Origin of the sequence: Mameliella sp. MMSF_3455 (genome assembly GCF_030733205.1) — a bacterium.
Taxonomy (GTDB): domain Bacteria; phylum Pseudomonadota; class Alphaproteobacteria; order Rhodobacterales; family Rhodobacteraceae; genus Antarctobacter.
On sequence record NZ_JASHJL010000036.1, the window covers coordinates 1 to 15,726 of the forward strand.

Sequence of the window (15,726 nt, forward strand, 5' to 3'; positions counted from 1 at the left end):
TAGCCCGAGGTGAAGAGCAGCGCCGCCTCCTTGCCGTGCAGGTCGGCGAGTTCACGTTCCAGCGCGACGTGGTGCGCATTGGTGCCCGAGATGTTGCGCGTGCCGCCCGCCCCGGTGCCGCACTGGTCCACCACCTCCTTCATCCGCGCGCGAACCGCCGGATGCTGGCCCATCCCGAGATAGTCGTTCGAACACCAGACGGTCACTTCGTCCGGCGTGTCGGCGTCATGGCTGCGCGCGGCGGGAAAGGCCCCGCAGCGGCGTTCGAGTTCCGCGAAGATCCGGTAGTTGCCCTCCTGTTTGAGCGCGTCGAGCTGGGCGGTGAACAGGGCGTCAAATTCCATGAGGTTCCTCCGGGTGTCGTGTCGTCTTGTCAGGGCGGGGCGCGGGCAGCATCCAGCGCCAGAGTTTCGCATCGGGCAGGGGCAGCACCATCAGCCAGTGTTCCAGCAGCGCCAGCGCGGTCAGGGCCGCCAGCAGGGCGAACCCCGTGGCCGCCCCGGGCATTGCCGCTGCCGCCAGCCGTTCCAGCCAGCAGGCGGTGGCCAGGCTCAGCGCCGTGACCGAAACCGGGAACAGCCAATTGAGCCGCTGCACGCGGAAATGGCTGGCAAGGTGCGAGAGCGCCTCGGGAATGAACTCGGTGTTGATCCGGGGTACGCCGAAAAAGAGGTTCAGCTTGGCCGAGATGCGCGCGAAGTAGAGGATGGTAAAGGTCCAGGGGGCGACGCTGTTCGTGGCGTCATGGCCGTGCAGCCAGATCGCGATCAGCACCGCGGCCAGCAACATCTCATGGTAGGCGATGGTGCCCCAGGCGCGGATAAAGCGTTCCCATTCCGGCAGGTCACCGGGGCAGGCATAGGGATTGGGGCCGGTGATCGCACCGGTCATGAACGACAATTCAATCCAGCCCCAGACCGCCAGCGCCGACAGGAAGGCCCAGTAGGCGGCGCCACGGCCGTTCAGCCCCTGGGTGACGTGAATGCCCCAGGCGCCCAGTGCCAGCAGGGGCAGACCCGCCAGCGTGACCGCTCGCCGTGCGCGCGGGCCGTGCCGGTCTGCCATGCGAACGGCGATCAGGATCGCCCCGGTGGAAGACCACCAGAGAAACAGCGCGGCCAGCGCGGCGACCCATGGCGCGCCCGTCATGATGGGCCCGGCCGAAAGGCGCCGCCTGCGCAGAGGCACCGGGGGATATGCGCCCGGTCAGTCAATAGGCCGGCTCCAGCCGGGTGCTGGCCGGCAGACGATGCTTTTTCGCCGGGATGAAATAGAGCCCGGCAAAGGCGGTCACCGCCCGCATCTGCGCCGAGATCCGCCGCGCGAACCCGGCCACGCCGCCCTGTTTGCGGGCGCGGTCAAGATCGGCATTGGCCCGTTGCAACCGCTTCAGCCCGGCCGACCAGCGCGGGCTGTCGATGTCCAGCGTGATCGGAAAGATCTGTTTCGACAGGGTGCTGGTCTTGGCAAAGACCTCTTGCCCGTACCAATCCGGATCGACGCCAAGCGCCTTGTGAAAGGCCGGGCGCTGGTGGTCGCGGACATACATCGTGGCAAAGACCGCCGTGAGAAAGAACTTGATCCACAGCACGTTGACGCCCGAGGTCAGTTTCGGATCGGTCTTCATCAGCAGGGCAAAGGCTTCGCCGTGGCTGAACTCGTCGTTGCACCATTCCTGGAACCACTTGAAGATCGGGTGAAAGCGGTGCTCGGGATGCGCCTCGAGGTGGCGATAGATGGTGATGTACCGCGCGTAGCCGATCTTTTCCGACAGGTAGGTGGCGTAGTAGATGAACTTGGGCCGGAAATAGGTGTATTTCTTCTTCTGCGTCAGAAAGCCGAGGTTCACCGCCACGCCTGCCTCGCGCAGCGCGTCGTTGATAAAGCCCGCGTGCCGCGCCTCGTCCCGTGCCATCAGCTGGAACAGCTGGGTCACGTCCTTGTTGGTGCCGCGCCGCTTCATCTCCTTGTAGAGCACGCAGCCCGAGAATTCGGCAGTGCAGGACGAGATCAGGAAGTCGATGAACTCCTTGCGCAACTGCGGCTCCATCCCGTCCCAGTCGATCCGGTCCCAGTCCTCGTTCTTCTTGAAATGGCCCTTGTTCGGGTCGCTGACCATCTGCGCGATCAGCCGGTCCCAGTCGTCGCGCACCGGGCTGACGTCGATGGCGTCCAGCTCGTCGAAATCGGTGGTGTAAAAGCGCGGCGTCAGCAGGGTGTTCTGCATCGCCGTCTCGGTGGCAGCCTTGCTGTCGAATTTCGCCTGTTCCTCCTGGATCGCCAGGCCTTCCTCGGCGGTGGTGGCGTCGGCGCTGTGCATGTTCTGGACGTTCATAGCGTGACCTCCTCTGAGAAGGAGAATTCACAGAGCTCCATGACCTCGAAATCGCCGGTCAGCCGGGTCCAGAGCCGTTCCAGCCCGGAGGCGCGGACGATCGTCGCCTCGCGCGCCTCGCGGATCACCTCACCATAGGGCGCCATGATCTCGGGTCCGTGGACCCGGACGCTGTCGCCGGGGTAGACGGTGGTGCCGTTGTCGAAACGCACATGCGCGTGCAGGCTCTCGAACCGGTGAGAGATCTCTACCGTGCAGGGCGCCCTTTCCAGTTCATGTGTCAGCCATCCCATTTGTTGGCCTCCTTCCCTCATTGCGCCAGCAAACGCCCGAAGGCCCTGGCATTGTCTGCGCCGAACCCCATCAGGTCGGCGCGCCACCCGGTGCTGCTGTCGTGCAGCTCGAGCCTTCCGGTATCGCGTTGCAAGAGCGTGACGGGGGCGTCAGGCGCGACGCCGTGTTTGCCACGTTCGTGCAGCAGGACCCGGTAGACACCGGAGATGAATCCGCCCTCTTCGGGCGCAAGATCGGCGATCAGCACACCCTCGGGCGTGTGGACCCGCGCGGCACCGGCCATGTCGCCGGACAGCACGATCTCGCGGCTGAGGGTCACGGCGCCGCCGGGCGGCACGGCCTCCAGCGGACGGTCGGTCAGGCGGGCGGCGGTCACCAGTGCCAGCACCGTCAGCATCAGCAGGCCCACCAGCCGCACCATGACGCGCGGGACAAGCTCCTTGTCGTTGGCGGGGCGTCTCAGGCGGGGCGGCATGGCGGTGCGGGACATTGCGAAACCTCTATTCTGCGGCCAGGGTCGCGGGACGGGCAGGGGTGCCACGGGCTACGCGGGGCGTCGCGATCTCGGCCTCGGCCTGGTCTGCCAGCAGGCGCGCGACGTTTTCGGCCTCGGGGATGCAGCGCAACGCGGGCTGCGTGCGGCGCAGCACCCAGGGGCGCACATGCGGCCAGCACACCAGGTAGGACAGGCGCACGTCCCCGGGCAGCAGGTCCAGCGCGATGGTTCCTGTGCCCCGGCGGCGCAATGACAGGTCGGCGCTGCGGATCTGGCTGTAGGGCAGGTTCAGCGTCACGGTCAGCGCAGCACCGATGCGCATCGCGACCCGGCGATTGGTGATCGTGTAGACCGTGGCCCGGGCCTGGACAAAGCCGACGACCATCAGCAGCGCGCAGACGATCGCGCCCAGGATCAGGAAGGGGGACGAGGCCGCAAAGGCCTGAACCGCGCTGCCCTGGTCGACCAGCGTGACAAAGCGCCAGGCCGCCAGCCCGGAAAAGTAGAGCGCCACCCATTTCAGGTTAAGCGCCTCCACCGTCAGCGCCCACCAATCCGGGCGCCCCTGCCAGAGGATCTGCTCTCCCTCCGGTGGGCGTTCGGGCAGGCCGCGGACCGGCTCGAAGGCGAAATCGTCATGGCTCATGGCGCTTTTCCTTTCCCGGTCTCAGCCCAACTGCGGGTCCTGCCGCGCGGCGCTGGCGTAAAGCGTGCCGCCGCCGTACCAGGCGCAGATCTTTTCCTCTTCCAGCAGGGTCACCTGTCGCGGTGAGGCATGTTGCGGCACGCCCGCGAACTGCGCGCCAAAGATCGAGCGCACGCGAACGCCGTCCTTGCGGATGCGGGCCATCGTCATCGGGATCAGCCGCTTGCCCGCCTCGTCGTCCAGCGTCACCTCCAGGTAGCGGACCAGCTGTTCCGGCGCGTCCACCCACATGTCGGAAATCTTGCCGACGACGGCGCCGTCCCCGGCCACCACGGGCAGCCCGCGCGGGTCGCGCCCGGCGGCGACGTGAAAGGTGCCGGTGGCATTCATCGGCACGATCTTGGGGTGGCCGTGGCCGTCCAGTTCCGGCACGTCGCGCCGTGCCGCCCAGGAGGCGGGGCCGACACCATCGGCCATCGGGTCGCCGGTCGGCTCAAAGGGGAACCCGTCCGAGGCGGCGGTGCGTGCCAGCGCCAGGTCGGCCCGTTCCCTGTTCTGGCCCGACGGCACGGTGACGGTGCCGCGCCCGTGAGGCAGCGTAAAGGTCTTGTCGTCGGGAACCGGGAACATGCCCTGGTTGGGCGCCGGGTCGCCGTCGTCGTTTTCGAGTGGATAGCCCTCGCGCATGTTCTCGCGCTGGATGTAGTAGATCAGCAGGGCGAAGAAGACGAGAAACAGCCAGAGCGCCAGGCTCGCCAGGTCGAAGTTTCCGAAGAAGGGGTCTGCCATTGGTCTTTCCTTTCCAGGGTGTCCGTGCTCTCGCCTCGGGGTCTCAGGTGGGGAAATCCGCAAGTCCGATGCGGGTCTCCGATTGCGGGGTGGGGGGCGGCCTGCGCAGGCGCACCAGCGGGCCAAGGGCCGCGAGGGTCACGAAAAGCAGCCCGATTTCCAGGTGGTAGACAAAGGCATAGCCGGTGGCGGGGGATTGCAGCGCGGTTCCCAGGTCGCCGGCGCTGGCCAGCGCCCCGATCCAGTCGCGCAGGCCGCCGCCCAGGGCGATGGCCAGCCCGGCCCCGGTGGCCTGTGCGGCGCCCCATGCGCCCAGGGCCAGGCCGTGCCCGGCCCGGCCGGTGGCCGGCATCCGCATCGCCGCCAGCAGGGTCGAAACTGCAAAAAGCCCGCCGCCCAGGCCGATCAGCCCGGCCCCGGCAAAGAACAGACCGGGCGCCTGCATCGGCGCGGCAAAGATCACCGCGCAGAAACCCGCGATCCCGGTCAGCATCCCGGTGCCCGCCATGCGCATGGCGTCCCGCCCGCGCGCCAGGGCCCGGCCCGCCAGGGCAAAGCCCGCCAGCGCGCCCGTCGCCCAGATGGCGGTCAGGAGAGTCGTGGTGGACACGCTCAGGCCCAGGATCTCGCCGCCGTAGGGTTCCAGCAGCACGTCCTGCATGTTGAATGCCAGCGTGCCGAGGAAGACCACCGCCAGCAGCCGCCCGGCCTCTCCGCCGGCCAGCAGGTCGGCCCAGGCCTCGGCAAAGCGCGGGCGGGGCGCTTCGCGTTCGGCGCGAGACATCGGGCGCATGTGTTCCTGTTTCCACAGCGCGACGAGGTTCAGCAGGATGCCGACGACCGCCGCGCCCTGCACCACGCGCACCAGCGTCAGGGGGCTGAAGTCCCGCAACAGCCAGCCGATCACCAGCGACGACACCCCCATGCCCAGCAGGAACATGACGTAAAGCAGCGCCACCACGCGTGGACGCGTCTCCGCATCGGCGCGGTCCGTGGCCAGGGCCAGCCCGGCGGTCTGGGTCATGTGCAGGCCCAGGCCCGTCATCAGGAAGGCCAGCGCCGCCAGCACCTCTCCGGCAAAGGGCACTTGGTGCACCGCGTCGCCGGACAGGACCAGCAGCGCAAAGGGCATGACCGCCAGCCCGCCCATCTGCCAGAGCGAGCCGAACCAGAGGTAGGGAATGCGTTTCCAGCCGATCGCGCTGCGGTAGGTGTCCGACCGGAACCCCAGCAGCGCCCGGAACGGCGCGATCAGCACCGGCAGGGCGATCATCGCGGCGACCACCGTGGCCGCCACCGAAAGCTCGACGATCATCACCCGGTTCAGCGTGCCCAGCAGCATCACCGTCGCCATGCCGACCGAGACCTGGAACAGCGACAACCGCAAAAGCTGGCCCATCGGCAGGCCGGGGCTGGCGGCATCCGCAAAGGGCAACAGCCGCGCCGTCAGGGCCTTGAGATGTGCGGGGCGCAGGATCATGAGGCCAGCTCCATCGCCTGGCTGATGTAGAAGCCGACCGAAACCCTCTCCAGCACCGCCAGCCGCCCGGGCGCCCCGGCGCGTCCCAGCGCGCGCGACAGGCGGCCCGGGGCATGCGGCACCATCACCGGCGACCGGTCGGCGCGCGGGAACAGCTGTCCCATGCGCCACATCGCCATCAACAGGGGCGTGCGCGGCGCCACGGTAAAGACCAGGCGGCCCTCGGTGCGGCGGGCCAGCCCCTGCAGGGCCTGCGCGATGTCGCTTTCGGCGTAGTAGATCAGGCTGTCCATCGCGGTCACATGGTCGAAACGGCCAAGCGCCGGGTCCAGCATGTCGCCGCTGGTGAAATGTACCTGCCCGCGCAGGTCGATGGGCAGGCGGTCACGCGCGATACCGACCAGCGCCGGGGAAATGTCGACGGCCACCACCTCGGCCCCGCGCGCCGCCAGTTCGGCGGTCATCTGCCCGGTGCCACAGCCCGCGTCCAGCACCCGCGCCCCGCGCAGGTCACCGGGCAGGCGCGACAGGATCTGTGCCCGCATCGCGTCCCGTCCGCGCCGCACGGTCTCGCGGATGCGGCTGACCGGCGCATCGCTGGTCAACCGCTCCCACGTGCGGGTGGCGGTGGTGTCGAAATAGGTCTCGACCCGGGATTTGGTGGCCTCGTAGCTCATTCAGTCGAACCCCAGCATTTCAAAGATGTCGCGGTCTTCCATCGGCGCCGGCGCCAGCGGCTCGGTCCCGCGCCAGAGCGTCTCGGCCAGCCGCAGGTATTCCGCCCGGCAAGCGATGATGTCGTCTTCGTCGTCCATCTCGAACAGCGTCTTCTTCTTCAGCCGCGAACGGCGGATGGCGTCGACGTCGGGCATATGCGCGATGCGGTCGAAGCCGACCCTTGCGCAGTAGCGATCGACCTCGTCGGTCTCGCGCGAGCGGTTGGCGATACAGCCCGCCAGCCGCACCTTGTAGTTGGCCGACTTGGCCTGCACCGCGGCGATGATCCGGTTCATCGCGTAGATGCTGTCGAAATCATTGGCGGTCACGATCACTGCCCGGTCGGCGTGCTGCAGCGGCGCGGCAAAGCCGCCGCAGACCACGTCGCCCAGGACGTCAAAGATCACCACGTCCGTGTCTTCCAGCAGGTGGTGCTGTTTCAACAGCTTCACCGTCTGGCCCACGACGTAGCCGCCGCAGCCGGTCCCGGCGGGCGGGCCGCCCGCCTCGACGCAATGCACGCCCCCCCAGCCCTCGGTCACGAAATCCTCGGGGCGCAGCTCCTCGGCGTGGAAATCCACTTCCTTCAGGATGTCGATCACCGTGGGCTGCAACCGCCCTGTCAGGGTAAAGGTGCTGTCATGCTTGGGATCGCAGCCGATCTGCAGCACCCGCTTGCCCATCTTGGCAAAGGCCGCCGAGAGGTTGGACGAGGTCGTCGACTTGCCGATGCCGCCCTTGCCGTAGACGGAAAAGACCTTGGCCCCCTCGATCCTGGCGTCGGCGTCCTGGTGCACCTGTACCGAGCCTTCGCCGTCCTGACCGCGCCGCAGCTGCGGGATGTCGTCTCTCGGGCTCATGAAGTCCACCAAACGGGGCGCAGCGCCCCTTGTTTCTTTGGGCTGCAAATACTTCGGGGTCCGGGGCAGCGCCCCGGTCCGGCCGTGTCGGATGCGCAACGCCCGTTCATTCCGCGGCCACCCCTTCCATCCGGTCCTCTAGCGCATCCGCCGCCTCGCGCAGCGCCGCCAGTGTTTCGGCGCTGGTTTGCCAGTAAGCGCGGTCGTGCGCCTCCAGCAGCCGGTTCGCCATCCGGGACGAGGCCGCCGGGTTCAGCGCCGCCAGCCGGTTGCGCATGTCCTCGTCCAGAACGAAGGTCTCGGAGATCCGCTGGTAGACCCAGGGCTCGACCTCCCCGGTGGTGGCCGACCAGCCCAGCGTGTTGGTGACGTGGCTCTCGATCTGACGGACGCCCTCGGCGCCATGTTTCAGCAGCGCCTCGTGGAACTTGGGGTTGAGCGACCTGGCGCGTGTCTCCAGCGCAACCTGGTCGGCCAGGCTGCGGACCTTGCCCGCACCCCGCGTCGTGTCCGAGATGTAGACGGCGGCGCCCTGACCGCCGCGCGCGCGTTTCACCGCGCGGGAAATCCCGCCCAGCGTGTCAAAGTAATGGTCCACCGTGGTCACGCCCAGCTCGACGGATTCGAGGTTCTGATAGGCCAGGTCGACCCGGGCCAGCGCACGTTGCAACAGCGCCGGTCGCGCCTGTGCCTTGCCGTCGGTGCCATAGCCGAAACTCTTGCGCGCCTCGTAGGCGTCGGCCAGTTCGTCCTCGTCGCCGAAGGCGGAGGAATCCACCATCTGGTTGACGTTCGACCCGTAGGCGCCCTCGGCGTTGGAAAAGACCCGCAGAGCCGCCTGCGCCATGTCGCAGCCGGTTTCCTCGATGCAGGCCAGCGCATGGGCGCGGATGAAATTGCGGTCGGCGGGTTCATCGACCTCTGCTGCCTTCAGCGCCGCCTCGGCAAGCATCCGGGTCTGCAGCGGCAGCAGGTCGCGGAAGATGCCCGACAGGGTCATGACGACGTCGATCCGGGGCCGCCCCAGGTCCTCCAGCGGGATCAGTTCGGCGCCGCAGAGCCGTCCGAAGCCGTCGAACCGGGGCCGCGCGCCCATCAATGCCAGCGCCTGCCCGATGGGCGCCCCGTCGGATTTAATATTGTCCGACCCCCAGAGAACCACGGCGATGCTGCGCGGCATTGTCTTGTGCGTGTCCAGCAGCAGGTCCGCCTGCGCCGCGCCGTCGCGGCAGGCCAGCGCGCTGGGCATCCGGAAGGGATCGAAGGCATGGATGTTGCGCCCCGTGGGCAGGATCTCGGGCGAGCGGATCAGGTCGCCGCCCGGCACCGGCGGGGTAAAGCGCCCCTCCAGCGCCCTCATCAGCGCGGGCAGTTCCGTATCACGCCGCAGTTGCGCCGCGATTTCCTCGCGGTCGGCCTCGGGCGGCAACAGCTCCACGTAGCTGTTGCGTGCCTCGGGCGTCATGGCGCGCCCGACCACATGCAAACCCTCGGGGATCAGCGCCGTTTCGGTTTCCAGCAGGCGCAGCCACAGCGCCTCGGGGTCGGTGCCCCCCATGTCCAGCGCCTCTGCCTGGTCGGCGATCAGCGTGGCGATCTCGTCGCGGGCGGGATCGCCGGGGGCGGCGGCGCGCCAGCGGGTCAGGCTGTCCTTCAGCTCGGCCAGCCCCTTGTAGAGCCCCGCCGTCGCCAGAGGCGGCGTCAGGTGAGAGACCGTCACCGCGCCGCTGCGCCGCTTGGCCAGCGTTGCCTCTGAAGGGTTGTTGGCCGCATAGAGATAGACGTTCGGCATGTCGCCGATCAGGCGGTCGGGCCAGCAGGCGGGGCCGGGGCCGGCCTGTTTGCCGGGCATGAATTCCAGGGCGCCATGCATCCCGAAATGCAGCAGAACATCGGCGCGGAACCGGTCCCGCAGCCAGAGGTAGAACTGCGCAAAGGCATGGGTCGGGGCAAAGCCGCGCTCGAAGAGCAGGCGCATCGGGTCGCCCTCGTATCCGAAGGCGGGTTGCAGCCCGACAAAGACCGTGCCGAAGGTGGCCCCAAGGATGAAAACGCCGCGCCCGTCGCTCTGGACCTTGCCGGGGGCGGGACCCCATTGCGCCTCGATCTCGTCCAGCCAGGGGGTGTCGGTCACGATCCGTTCGGCGCCGACATGATCGGCGACGTTGGCCTCCTGTCCGTACTGTCGGGCGTTGCCGCCCAGCACCGTCTCGCGCAGCGCTTCGACACTGGCGGGCGGGGTCAGGTCATGGCCGCGATCCGCCATCGCGTGCAGCGTATTGAAAAGCGACTGGAACACGTCCAGGTAGGCCGCTGTCCCGGCGGCCCCCGCATTGGGTGGAAAACCGAACAGGACGATGCCAACCCGCCGCTCGGCCACCCGTGAACGGCGAAGGGCCGCCAGCCGGTCGACCCGGGCGGCCAGCGCCTCGATCCGGTCGTGACAAGGGGCCAGCGCCTTGACGGTCGAGGACGCCTGGCAGGCCCGCGCACAACCGTCGCAGCCCGACGGCCCGTGACGCCCGGCAAAGATCGTCGGGTTGGTCGCGCCGTCCAGCTCGGGCAGGGCGATCAGCATGGTGGTCTCGATCGGGCCCAGCCCCTGCGCCGAGGCGGCCCATTCGCCCAGCGTCTGGAACTCCAGCGGATGCGCGGCGACATAGGGCACGTCCAGCGCCTGCAACAACGCGGTGGCGGCGGCGTTGTCGTTGTAGGCCGGCCCGCCCACCAGCGAGAACCCCGTCAGCGACAGCAGCGCGTCGATCCTGGCGCCGTGCTGGTCCCGGAAAAAGCCCTCGATGGCGGGGCGCCCGTCCAGGCCCCCGGCAAAGGCGGGCAGGACGCGCAGGCCGCGCGCCTCAAGCGCGCGGATCACCGCGTCGTAATGTGCCGTGTCGCCGGACAGGACATAGCTGCGCATCATCAGCAGGCCGACGGCGGCGCGCGGTGCCGCCGGGCCGGGCAGGTCGGCGGCATCGGTGGCGATACGGTCGGGCAGGTCGGGGTGGTACAGGCCCACCTCTGGGTAGTCCTGCGGTGCCGGGGCTTCGGCCCCGCGCCAGTCCGCGTGGCGGCAATAGCGCGAGATCAGGAAGCGGATCAGCGCCTCGACATTGTCGTCGGACGCGCCCAGCCAGTATTGCATGGACAGGAACCAGGCCCGCAGGTCCTGCGCGCGGCCCGGAATCAACCGCAGGATGCGGGGCAGGCGGCGCAGCATCCGCATCTTGCGGGCGCCGTCCTGCACGCCGGACTTGCCGCTGCCGCGCAGCTTTTTCATCAGCTTGCGCACGCCGCTGTCCGGGGCCGCCATGTCCAGCCCGCCCATGCGGGTCAGCTTGACGATGCGTGCGTCCGAGATCAGCCCCGCCATCGCGTCGCAGCTTTCGCGCCGCGCCTGCAGGTCGGGCAGGATCGCGCGGATGTGCTCGTCGAGGAACAGCAGGCTGGTGACGATGATGTCGCCCGTGGCGATGTCGCGGCGCGCGGCCTCCAGCGCCTCGGGGTGTTCGCCCCATTCGGCGGCGGCATGGATCGCGACGCGCAGGCCGGGAAACTCGTTGCGCAGCCGGTCTGCGGCCCGGGCGCAGGGACCGGCGGCATGGGCGTCCAGCGTCAGGATCACGACGCTGTAGCCGTCCGGGGCGTTGGGGCCACCTATGAACCCGTCATCGCGCATAATGGGCCTTTGCGTCATAAAGCGTGTCCAGCCCGATCCGGGTCAGACCGCGTTCGCTTGCATAGGTTTCGGTGTTGCGGCGCGCCTTGCCGCGCACGAAAAAGGGCACCTTGCGCAACTCGCGCTCGGCCTCGTCCAGCCAGATAACCTCGCCGCCAGAATCGGGCGCCTCGGCGGCATCGGGATCAGGAGTGCGTGGCGTGGCGGCGGCGCCGTGATGGCTGGCCCCGGCATCGTCGTGAAACTCGAAATCCTCGCGGAACATGGTCAGCAGATGCTCTTCCAGCCCCATGACCAGCGGATGCACCCAGGTGTCGAAGATCACGTTGGCGCCCTCGATCCCCATCTGGGGCGAGTAGCGGGCGGGAAAGTCCTGGACGTGGACCGGCGCGCTGATGACCGCGCAGGGAATGCCAAGGCGCTTGCCGATGTGGCGTTCCATTTGGGTGCCCAGGATCATCTCGGGGGCCAGCTCCGCGATGCGGGCCTCGACCTCGAGATAATCCTCGGTGATCAGCGCCTCGACGCCATGCTCGCGCGCCAGGGCGCGGATCATCCGCGCCTGTTCGCGGTTGTAGCAACCCAGTCCCGCCACCTCGAACCCCATCTCGTCCCGGGCGATGCGGGCGGCGCTGGCCACATGGGTGCCGTCGCCAAAGATGAAGACGCGCTTGCCCGTCAGGTAGGTGCTGTCGACGCTGGCGGAATACCACGGCAGGCGCAGGCGGCTTTCGTCCAGTGCCACGGACCGGCCCGTCAGGGCTGCGACCTCGCCCAGGAAATCGCGGGTGGCGCCGACACCGATGGGCACGGTCCGTGTATAGGGCTGGCCCAGCTCACGCGTCATCCAGCGGCAGGCGGCCTCTCCGGTCTCGGGGTACATCAACACGTTGAAATGCGCCGCGCCCAGCCGGGTCAGGTCCTGCGGCGTGGCGCCATAGGGGGCGCAGACGTTCACGCCGATCCCCATGTCGCCCAATAGGGCGGTCAGTTCGATGATGTCGTCGCGGTGGCGGAACCCCAGTGCCGTCGGGCCGATCAGGTTGCAGGTGACATCGGCCGATCTGTCCATCGGCCGGGCGAGGGCCCGGACCAACTGGAACAGCGTCTCATCGGCGCCGAAATTCTCCTTGCGCTGGTAGCTGGGCAGGTCCAGGGGGATCACAGGCACCGGCAGGCCCATCGTCTCGGCCATGCCGCCGGGATCGTCCTGGATCAATTCCGCGGTGCACGAGGCGCCGACGATCATCGCTTGCGGCTGGAACCTGTCGTAGGCGGCCAGACAGGCGGTCTTGAACAGCTGCGCCGTGTCGGCGCCCAGGTCGCGCGCCTGGAAGGTGGTGTAGGTCACCGGCGGACGGTGGTTGCGCCGCTCGATCATGGTAAACAACAGGTCGGCATAGGTGTCGCCCTGCGGCGCGTGCAGGACGTAGTGCAGCCCCTTCATCGCCGTCGCGACGCGCAGCGCGCCCACATGCGGCGGACCTTCGTATGTCCAGACCGACAGCTTCATTCCGCCGCCTCCAGCCGCAGGGCCGCGCGGCGGCGCAGGGGGCGCGAGAAGAGCCCGGCCAGATCGCCCGCCTGTTCGTAGAAATGCACCGGGGTAAAGACCAGTTCGATGGCCCACTTGGTGGCCAGCCCCTCGGCCTCCAGCGGGTTGGCAAGGCCAAGGCCGCAAACAGTCAGGCCCGGCCGGGTGCCCCGGCAGCGGTCCAGCTGACGTTCGACGTCCTGTCCTTCGGTCAACAGCGGGCCACGGTCCAGCAGGTCGAGTTCCGGCCCGACGACGGCGCGGTGGATGTAAGGCGTGCCGACCTCGATGGCCCGCATCCCGCATTCGCGGGTCAGGAAACGCGCCAGCGGGATTTCCAGTTGGCTGTCGGGGAAGAAGAACACAGACCTGTCGCGCAGGTCCTCGGCGGCCCGGGCCACGGCGCGGGCGGCGCGGGCACGGGGCGCGGCGGTCACGGCATCGAAATGCGCCTGATCAACGCCGAATTCCCGCGCCACGGCGGTCAGCCACGCGGTGGTGCCCTCCTCGCCAAACGGGAACGGCGCGGGAATGTGCCGCGCCCCGCGCCGTTCAAGGGCGGCAAGCGTGCCACCCAGGAACGGCTGTGTGAGGGCGAAGACGGTGTTCGGCCCGATGGCCAGGCCGCTGTCGGCATGGCGCGCGGGCAGGACGGCGACGTCCTCGATCCCCAGCTTGCTCAAAAGGTCCAGCGCCTGGTCCTCGACCACGTCGGGCAGGGCGCCCACGAGGATCAGCTGCCGCCGGTCGGTCTCTGGCAGGGCCGGAACCATCGCGGCCAGGCAGGCGTCTTCGCCTTCGGTGAATGTCGTCTCGATCCCCGAGCCCGAGTAGTTCAGCACCCGCACCTTTGGGGCGTACCGCGCCGACAGCCGTTCGGCGGCGCGCGACAGGTCCAGCTTGATGACCTCGGACGGGCAACTGCCCACCAGGAACAGCTGGCGGATGTCAGGACGCCGTGACAGCAGGCGGTCGACCTCGCGTTCCAGTTCCTCCTGCGCATCGGCCAGCCCGGCGAGGTCCGTCTCTTCGAGAATCGCGGTGCCGAAACGCGGCTCGGCAAAGATCATCACTCCGGCGGCGCTTTGCAGCAGGTGGGCGCAGGTGCGGCTGCCGACAACCAGGAAGAACGCGTCCTGGATTTTGCGATGCAGCCAGATGATGCCGGTCAGCCCGCAAAAGACCTCTTGCTGGCCGCGTTCGGCCAGGACGGGGACGTCACGGCATCCTGTTGCGGGGGCGGGTGCGGTCATGCGGGCACCGCCGCCTGCAACCGCGCGGCCCGCAGTTTCAGCAGGAACTGGGCCGCGTTGACGACATAAGCGGCGTAGGCCGCCAACGCCAGCAGCATCAGCCCGCCCGGTGTCAGGCTGCCCGCCAGCAGCGCCCAGACATAGGCGCTGTGCAGGGCGATCACGACCATGCTGAAGACGTCTTCCCAGAAAAAGGCGGGGGCAAACAAGTATTGGCCAAAGACGACCTTTTCCCAGATCGCCCCGGTGACCATGATCAGGTACAGGAACCCGGTCTTGACCAGGATCGAGACGGTTGCCGCCTCATAGCCCGCGCCCGTCGCCATGTAGCGCAGCACCAGCGCCAGCGAGATCAGAAAGGCCAGGAACTGCAGCGGCGCCAGGATGCCCTGAACCAGGGTCCACGCGCTCTTGTCGCGGCGTTGCTTCTGCGCCTGCGTGTAGAGCGTCTCGCGGCCGGAGTCCTCTTGGATCTGTCGCAGCATCTTCGCCCTCCCCAGCGGAGAAATCACCTCTGATGCTAGGGGGTGGGCTTGCGAAGTGTCAATTAAAACTTACACTCGAGATGGCAGAATTTTCTGACGCAAAAGACTGGCGCGAGTCCCCCAATTGCAGGCCTTGCCCTGCGAAAAAACGCGCTATCTCGGTTAAAGTTCGGTGTTTTCATCTGCTTGACGACAGTGAGGGAAACTCGATGTCAATTAAAATTGACAGATGCCTGTGCCGTCCGCACACTCTTGGGATGCGTTGGCGACTCGTTTCTGGCGAAAGCCGCCGGCGCCACCATCCAGGAGGGGGGATGGTCGCATGGAGCACAGCATGAGTCGGCGTGACCAGTCCGACGACCGGGACACGGCGATACGGTTCCTCGTAGAAGCGGCGCTCAAATCCGTTGCAGACAATCGCAGGATCCGGTCTCCGCAATCCAAGGATGACTGGATTGATCGTCTCTGCGAAGAGATCATGTCCGAGTCGGAGACCAGCCACCAGGCGGTCATCTCGTCCCTGATCGCAACCGGAGTGACCTCGGAAGAGGTGCTGACTGACTACGTGCCCGCCGTGGCCCGACGGATCGGTGAGCTGTGGGTCCAGGACAAGGCCACTTTTGTCCAGGTCACGATCGGCGCGGCGCGGCTGCAGGCCCTGTTCCAGAACCGTTCCGACCTGCCCGGGGGCACCTGGCTGGACCGTACCGTGCCGCTGGGACAGTCGATCCTGATGATTCTGCCCGCGGTCGAGGATCACACTCTGGGCGCCTTCGTGGCCGCCGACCAGTTTCGCCGGCACGGCCTCTGGGTGCGCATGGCGATCCGTCTTTCAAACGCCGAACTGCTGCGCGTCGTCGAAGAAGGCCGGTTCTCGATGCTCGGGATCTCTATGGCGACCTACAAATCTGTTGAAAACGTTCAGGAAATCATAAAGAATCTGAAGGCCGGCCTTGGTCGGTGCCCTCCGATCGTCGTGGGCGGCAAATATGTTGCTGATTCGGACGGTGTCGAGGTTCTGACAGGGGCTGACCTTGCGGTCCGGTCGGCGCGTGAGGCAATAGAGGGATGCGGACTTGCCACTGTGGCCAATTCGCTGACCGTCGACTCGCTTGCGTAGCTACTGCGTTAGGAGCTGGCGTATGTAAGACAAGTGAG

Annotated in this window: 15 protein-coding genes; 1 reads left to right on the plus strand and 14 read right to left on the minus strand. The window is 67.8% G+C overall.

Features of this window, described 5'->3' with window-relative positions; genetic code table 11:
- From RBB42_RS20930 to bchF, 14 genes are all read right to left on the minus strand, one after another.
- A partial coding sequence (locus tag RBB42_RS20930; protein WP_305971567.1) for an aminotransferase class I/II-fold pyridoxal phosphate-dependent enzyme occupies positions 1 to 344 on the minus strand: 344 nt, incomplete at its 3' end.
- Entirely contained in the window at positions 334 to 1,149 is an 816-nt protein-coding gene (puhE, locus tag RBB42_RS20935; protein WP_305971568.1) for a putative photosynthetic complex assembly protein PuhE, read from the minus strand. The genes RBB42_RS20930 and puhE, both read right to left, overlap by 11 nt.
- A 61-nt stretch (positions 1,150 to 1,210) precedes the next feature.
- Complete coding sequence (acsF, locus tag RBB42_RS20940) at positions 1,211 to 2,335, minus strand: magnesium-protoporphyrin IX monomethyl ester (oxidative) cyclase (RefSeq protein ID WP_305971569.1); 1,125 nt, start codon at positions 2,333 to 2,335, stop codon at positions 1,211 to 1,213.
- Positions 2,332 to 2,628 carry an O2-dependent cyclase accessory protein gene (locus tag RBB42_RS20945; RefSeq protein ID WP_043143925.1) on the minus strand — a complete coding sequence of 99 codons (297 nt, stop codon included), beginning with the start codon at positions 2,626 to 2,628 and terminating at the stop codon, positions 2,332 to 2,334. The genes acsF and RBB42_RS20945 overlap by 4 nt, the downstream gene beginning before the upstream one ends.
- Before the next feature lie 17 nt (positions 2,629 to 2,645).
- Positions 2,646 to 3,119, minus strand: coding sequence for a photosynthetic complex assembly protein PuhC (gene puhC / locus RBB42_RS20950; protein ID WP_305971570.1), 474 nt, complete (start codon positions 3,117 to 3,119; stop codon positions 2,646 to 2,648).
- Between the two features lie 10 nt (positions 3,120 to 3,129).
- Positions 3,130 to 3,771, minus strand: a complete 642-nt coding sequence (gene puhB, locus RBB42_RS20955) for a photosynthetic complex putative assembly protein PuhB (RefSeq protein WP_305971571.1) — start codon at positions 3,769 to 3,771, stop codon at positions 3,130 to 3,132.
- Positions 3,772 to 3,792: 21 nt separating this feature from the next.
- Positions 3,793 to 4,560 carry a photosynthetic reaction center subunit H gene (puhA, locus tag RBB42_RS20960; RefSeq protein ID WP_305971572.1) on the minus strand — a complete coding sequence of 256 codons (768 nt, stop codon included), beginning with the start codon at positions 4,558 to 4,560 and terminating at the stop codon, positions 3,793 to 3,795.
- Between the two features lie 43 nt (positions 4,561 to 4,603).
- Complete coding sequence (locus RBB42_RS20965) at positions 4,604 to 6,040, minus strand: PucC family protein (RefSeq protein ID WP_305971573.1); 1,437 nt, start codon at positions 6,038 to 6,040, stop codon at positions 4,604 to 4,606.
- A complete protein-coding gene (gene bchM / locus RBB42_RS20970; RefSeq protein ID WP_305971574.1) occupies positions 6,037 to 6,717 on the minus strand; it encodes a magnesium protoporphyrin IX methyltransferase in 681 nt (226 codons plus the stop codon). The genes RBB42_RS20965 and bchM overlap by 4 nt, the downstream gene beginning before the upstream one ends.
- Positions 6,718 to 7,617: a ferredoxin:protochlorophyllide reductase (ATP-dependent) iron-sulfur ATP-binding protein gene (bchL, locus tag RBB42_RS20975; RefSeq protein ID WP_088715733.1), complete on the minus strand. Its 900-nt coding sequence runs from the start codon at positions 7,615 to 7,617 to the stop codon at positions 6,718 to 6,720. It abuts the gene before it with no gap.
- 106 nt (positions 7,618 to 7,723) lie between these two features.
- Positions 7,724 to 11,296: a magnesium chelatase subunit H gene (locus tag RBB42_RS20980; RefSeq protein ID WP_305971611.1), complete on the minus strand. Its 3,573-nt coding sequence runs from the start codon at positions 11,294 to 11,296 to the stop codon at positions 7,724 to 7,726.
- Complete coding sequence (bchB, locus tag RBB42_RS20985) at positions 11,286 to 12,809, minus strand: ferredoxin:protochlorophyllide reductase (ATP-dependent) subunit B (protein ID WP_305971575.1); 1,524 nt, start codon at positions 12,807 to 12,809, stop codon at positions 11,286 to 11,288. Before bchB ends, RBB42_RS20980 begins: the two co-directional genes overlap by 11 nt.
- The gene (locus tag RBB42_RS20990) at positions 12,806 to 14,083 is read right to left on the minus strand and encodes a ferredoxin:protochlorophyllide reductase (ATP-dependent) subunit N (protein ID WP_305971576.1); all 1,278 of its coding nucleotides are present in this window, start codon (positions 14,081 to 14,083) and stop codon (positions 12,806 to 12,808) included. Before RBB42_RS20990 ends, bchB begins: the two co-directional genes overlap by 4 nt.
- Positions 14,080 to 14,568, minus strand: a complete 489-nt coding sequence (bchF, locus tag RBB42_RS20995) for a 2-vinyl bacteriochlorophyllide hydratase (protein ID WP_305971577.1) — start codon at positions 14,566 to 14,568, stop codon at positions 14,080 to 14,082. Before bchF ends, RBB42_RS20990 begins: the two co-directional genes overlap by 4 nt.
- A 334-nt stretch (positions 14,569 to 14,902) precedes the next feature.
- Here bchF and RBB42_RS21000 point away from each other — a divergent pair, with 334 nt between their 5' ends.
- On the plus strand, positions 14,903 to 15,688 hold the full coding sequence (locus RBB42_RS21000; protein ID WP_305971578.1) for a cobalamin B12-binding domain-containing protein: 786 nt from the start codon (positions 14,903 to 14,905) through the stop codon (positions 15,686 to 15,688).
- Positions 15,689 to 15,726: the final 38 nt, after the last annotated feature.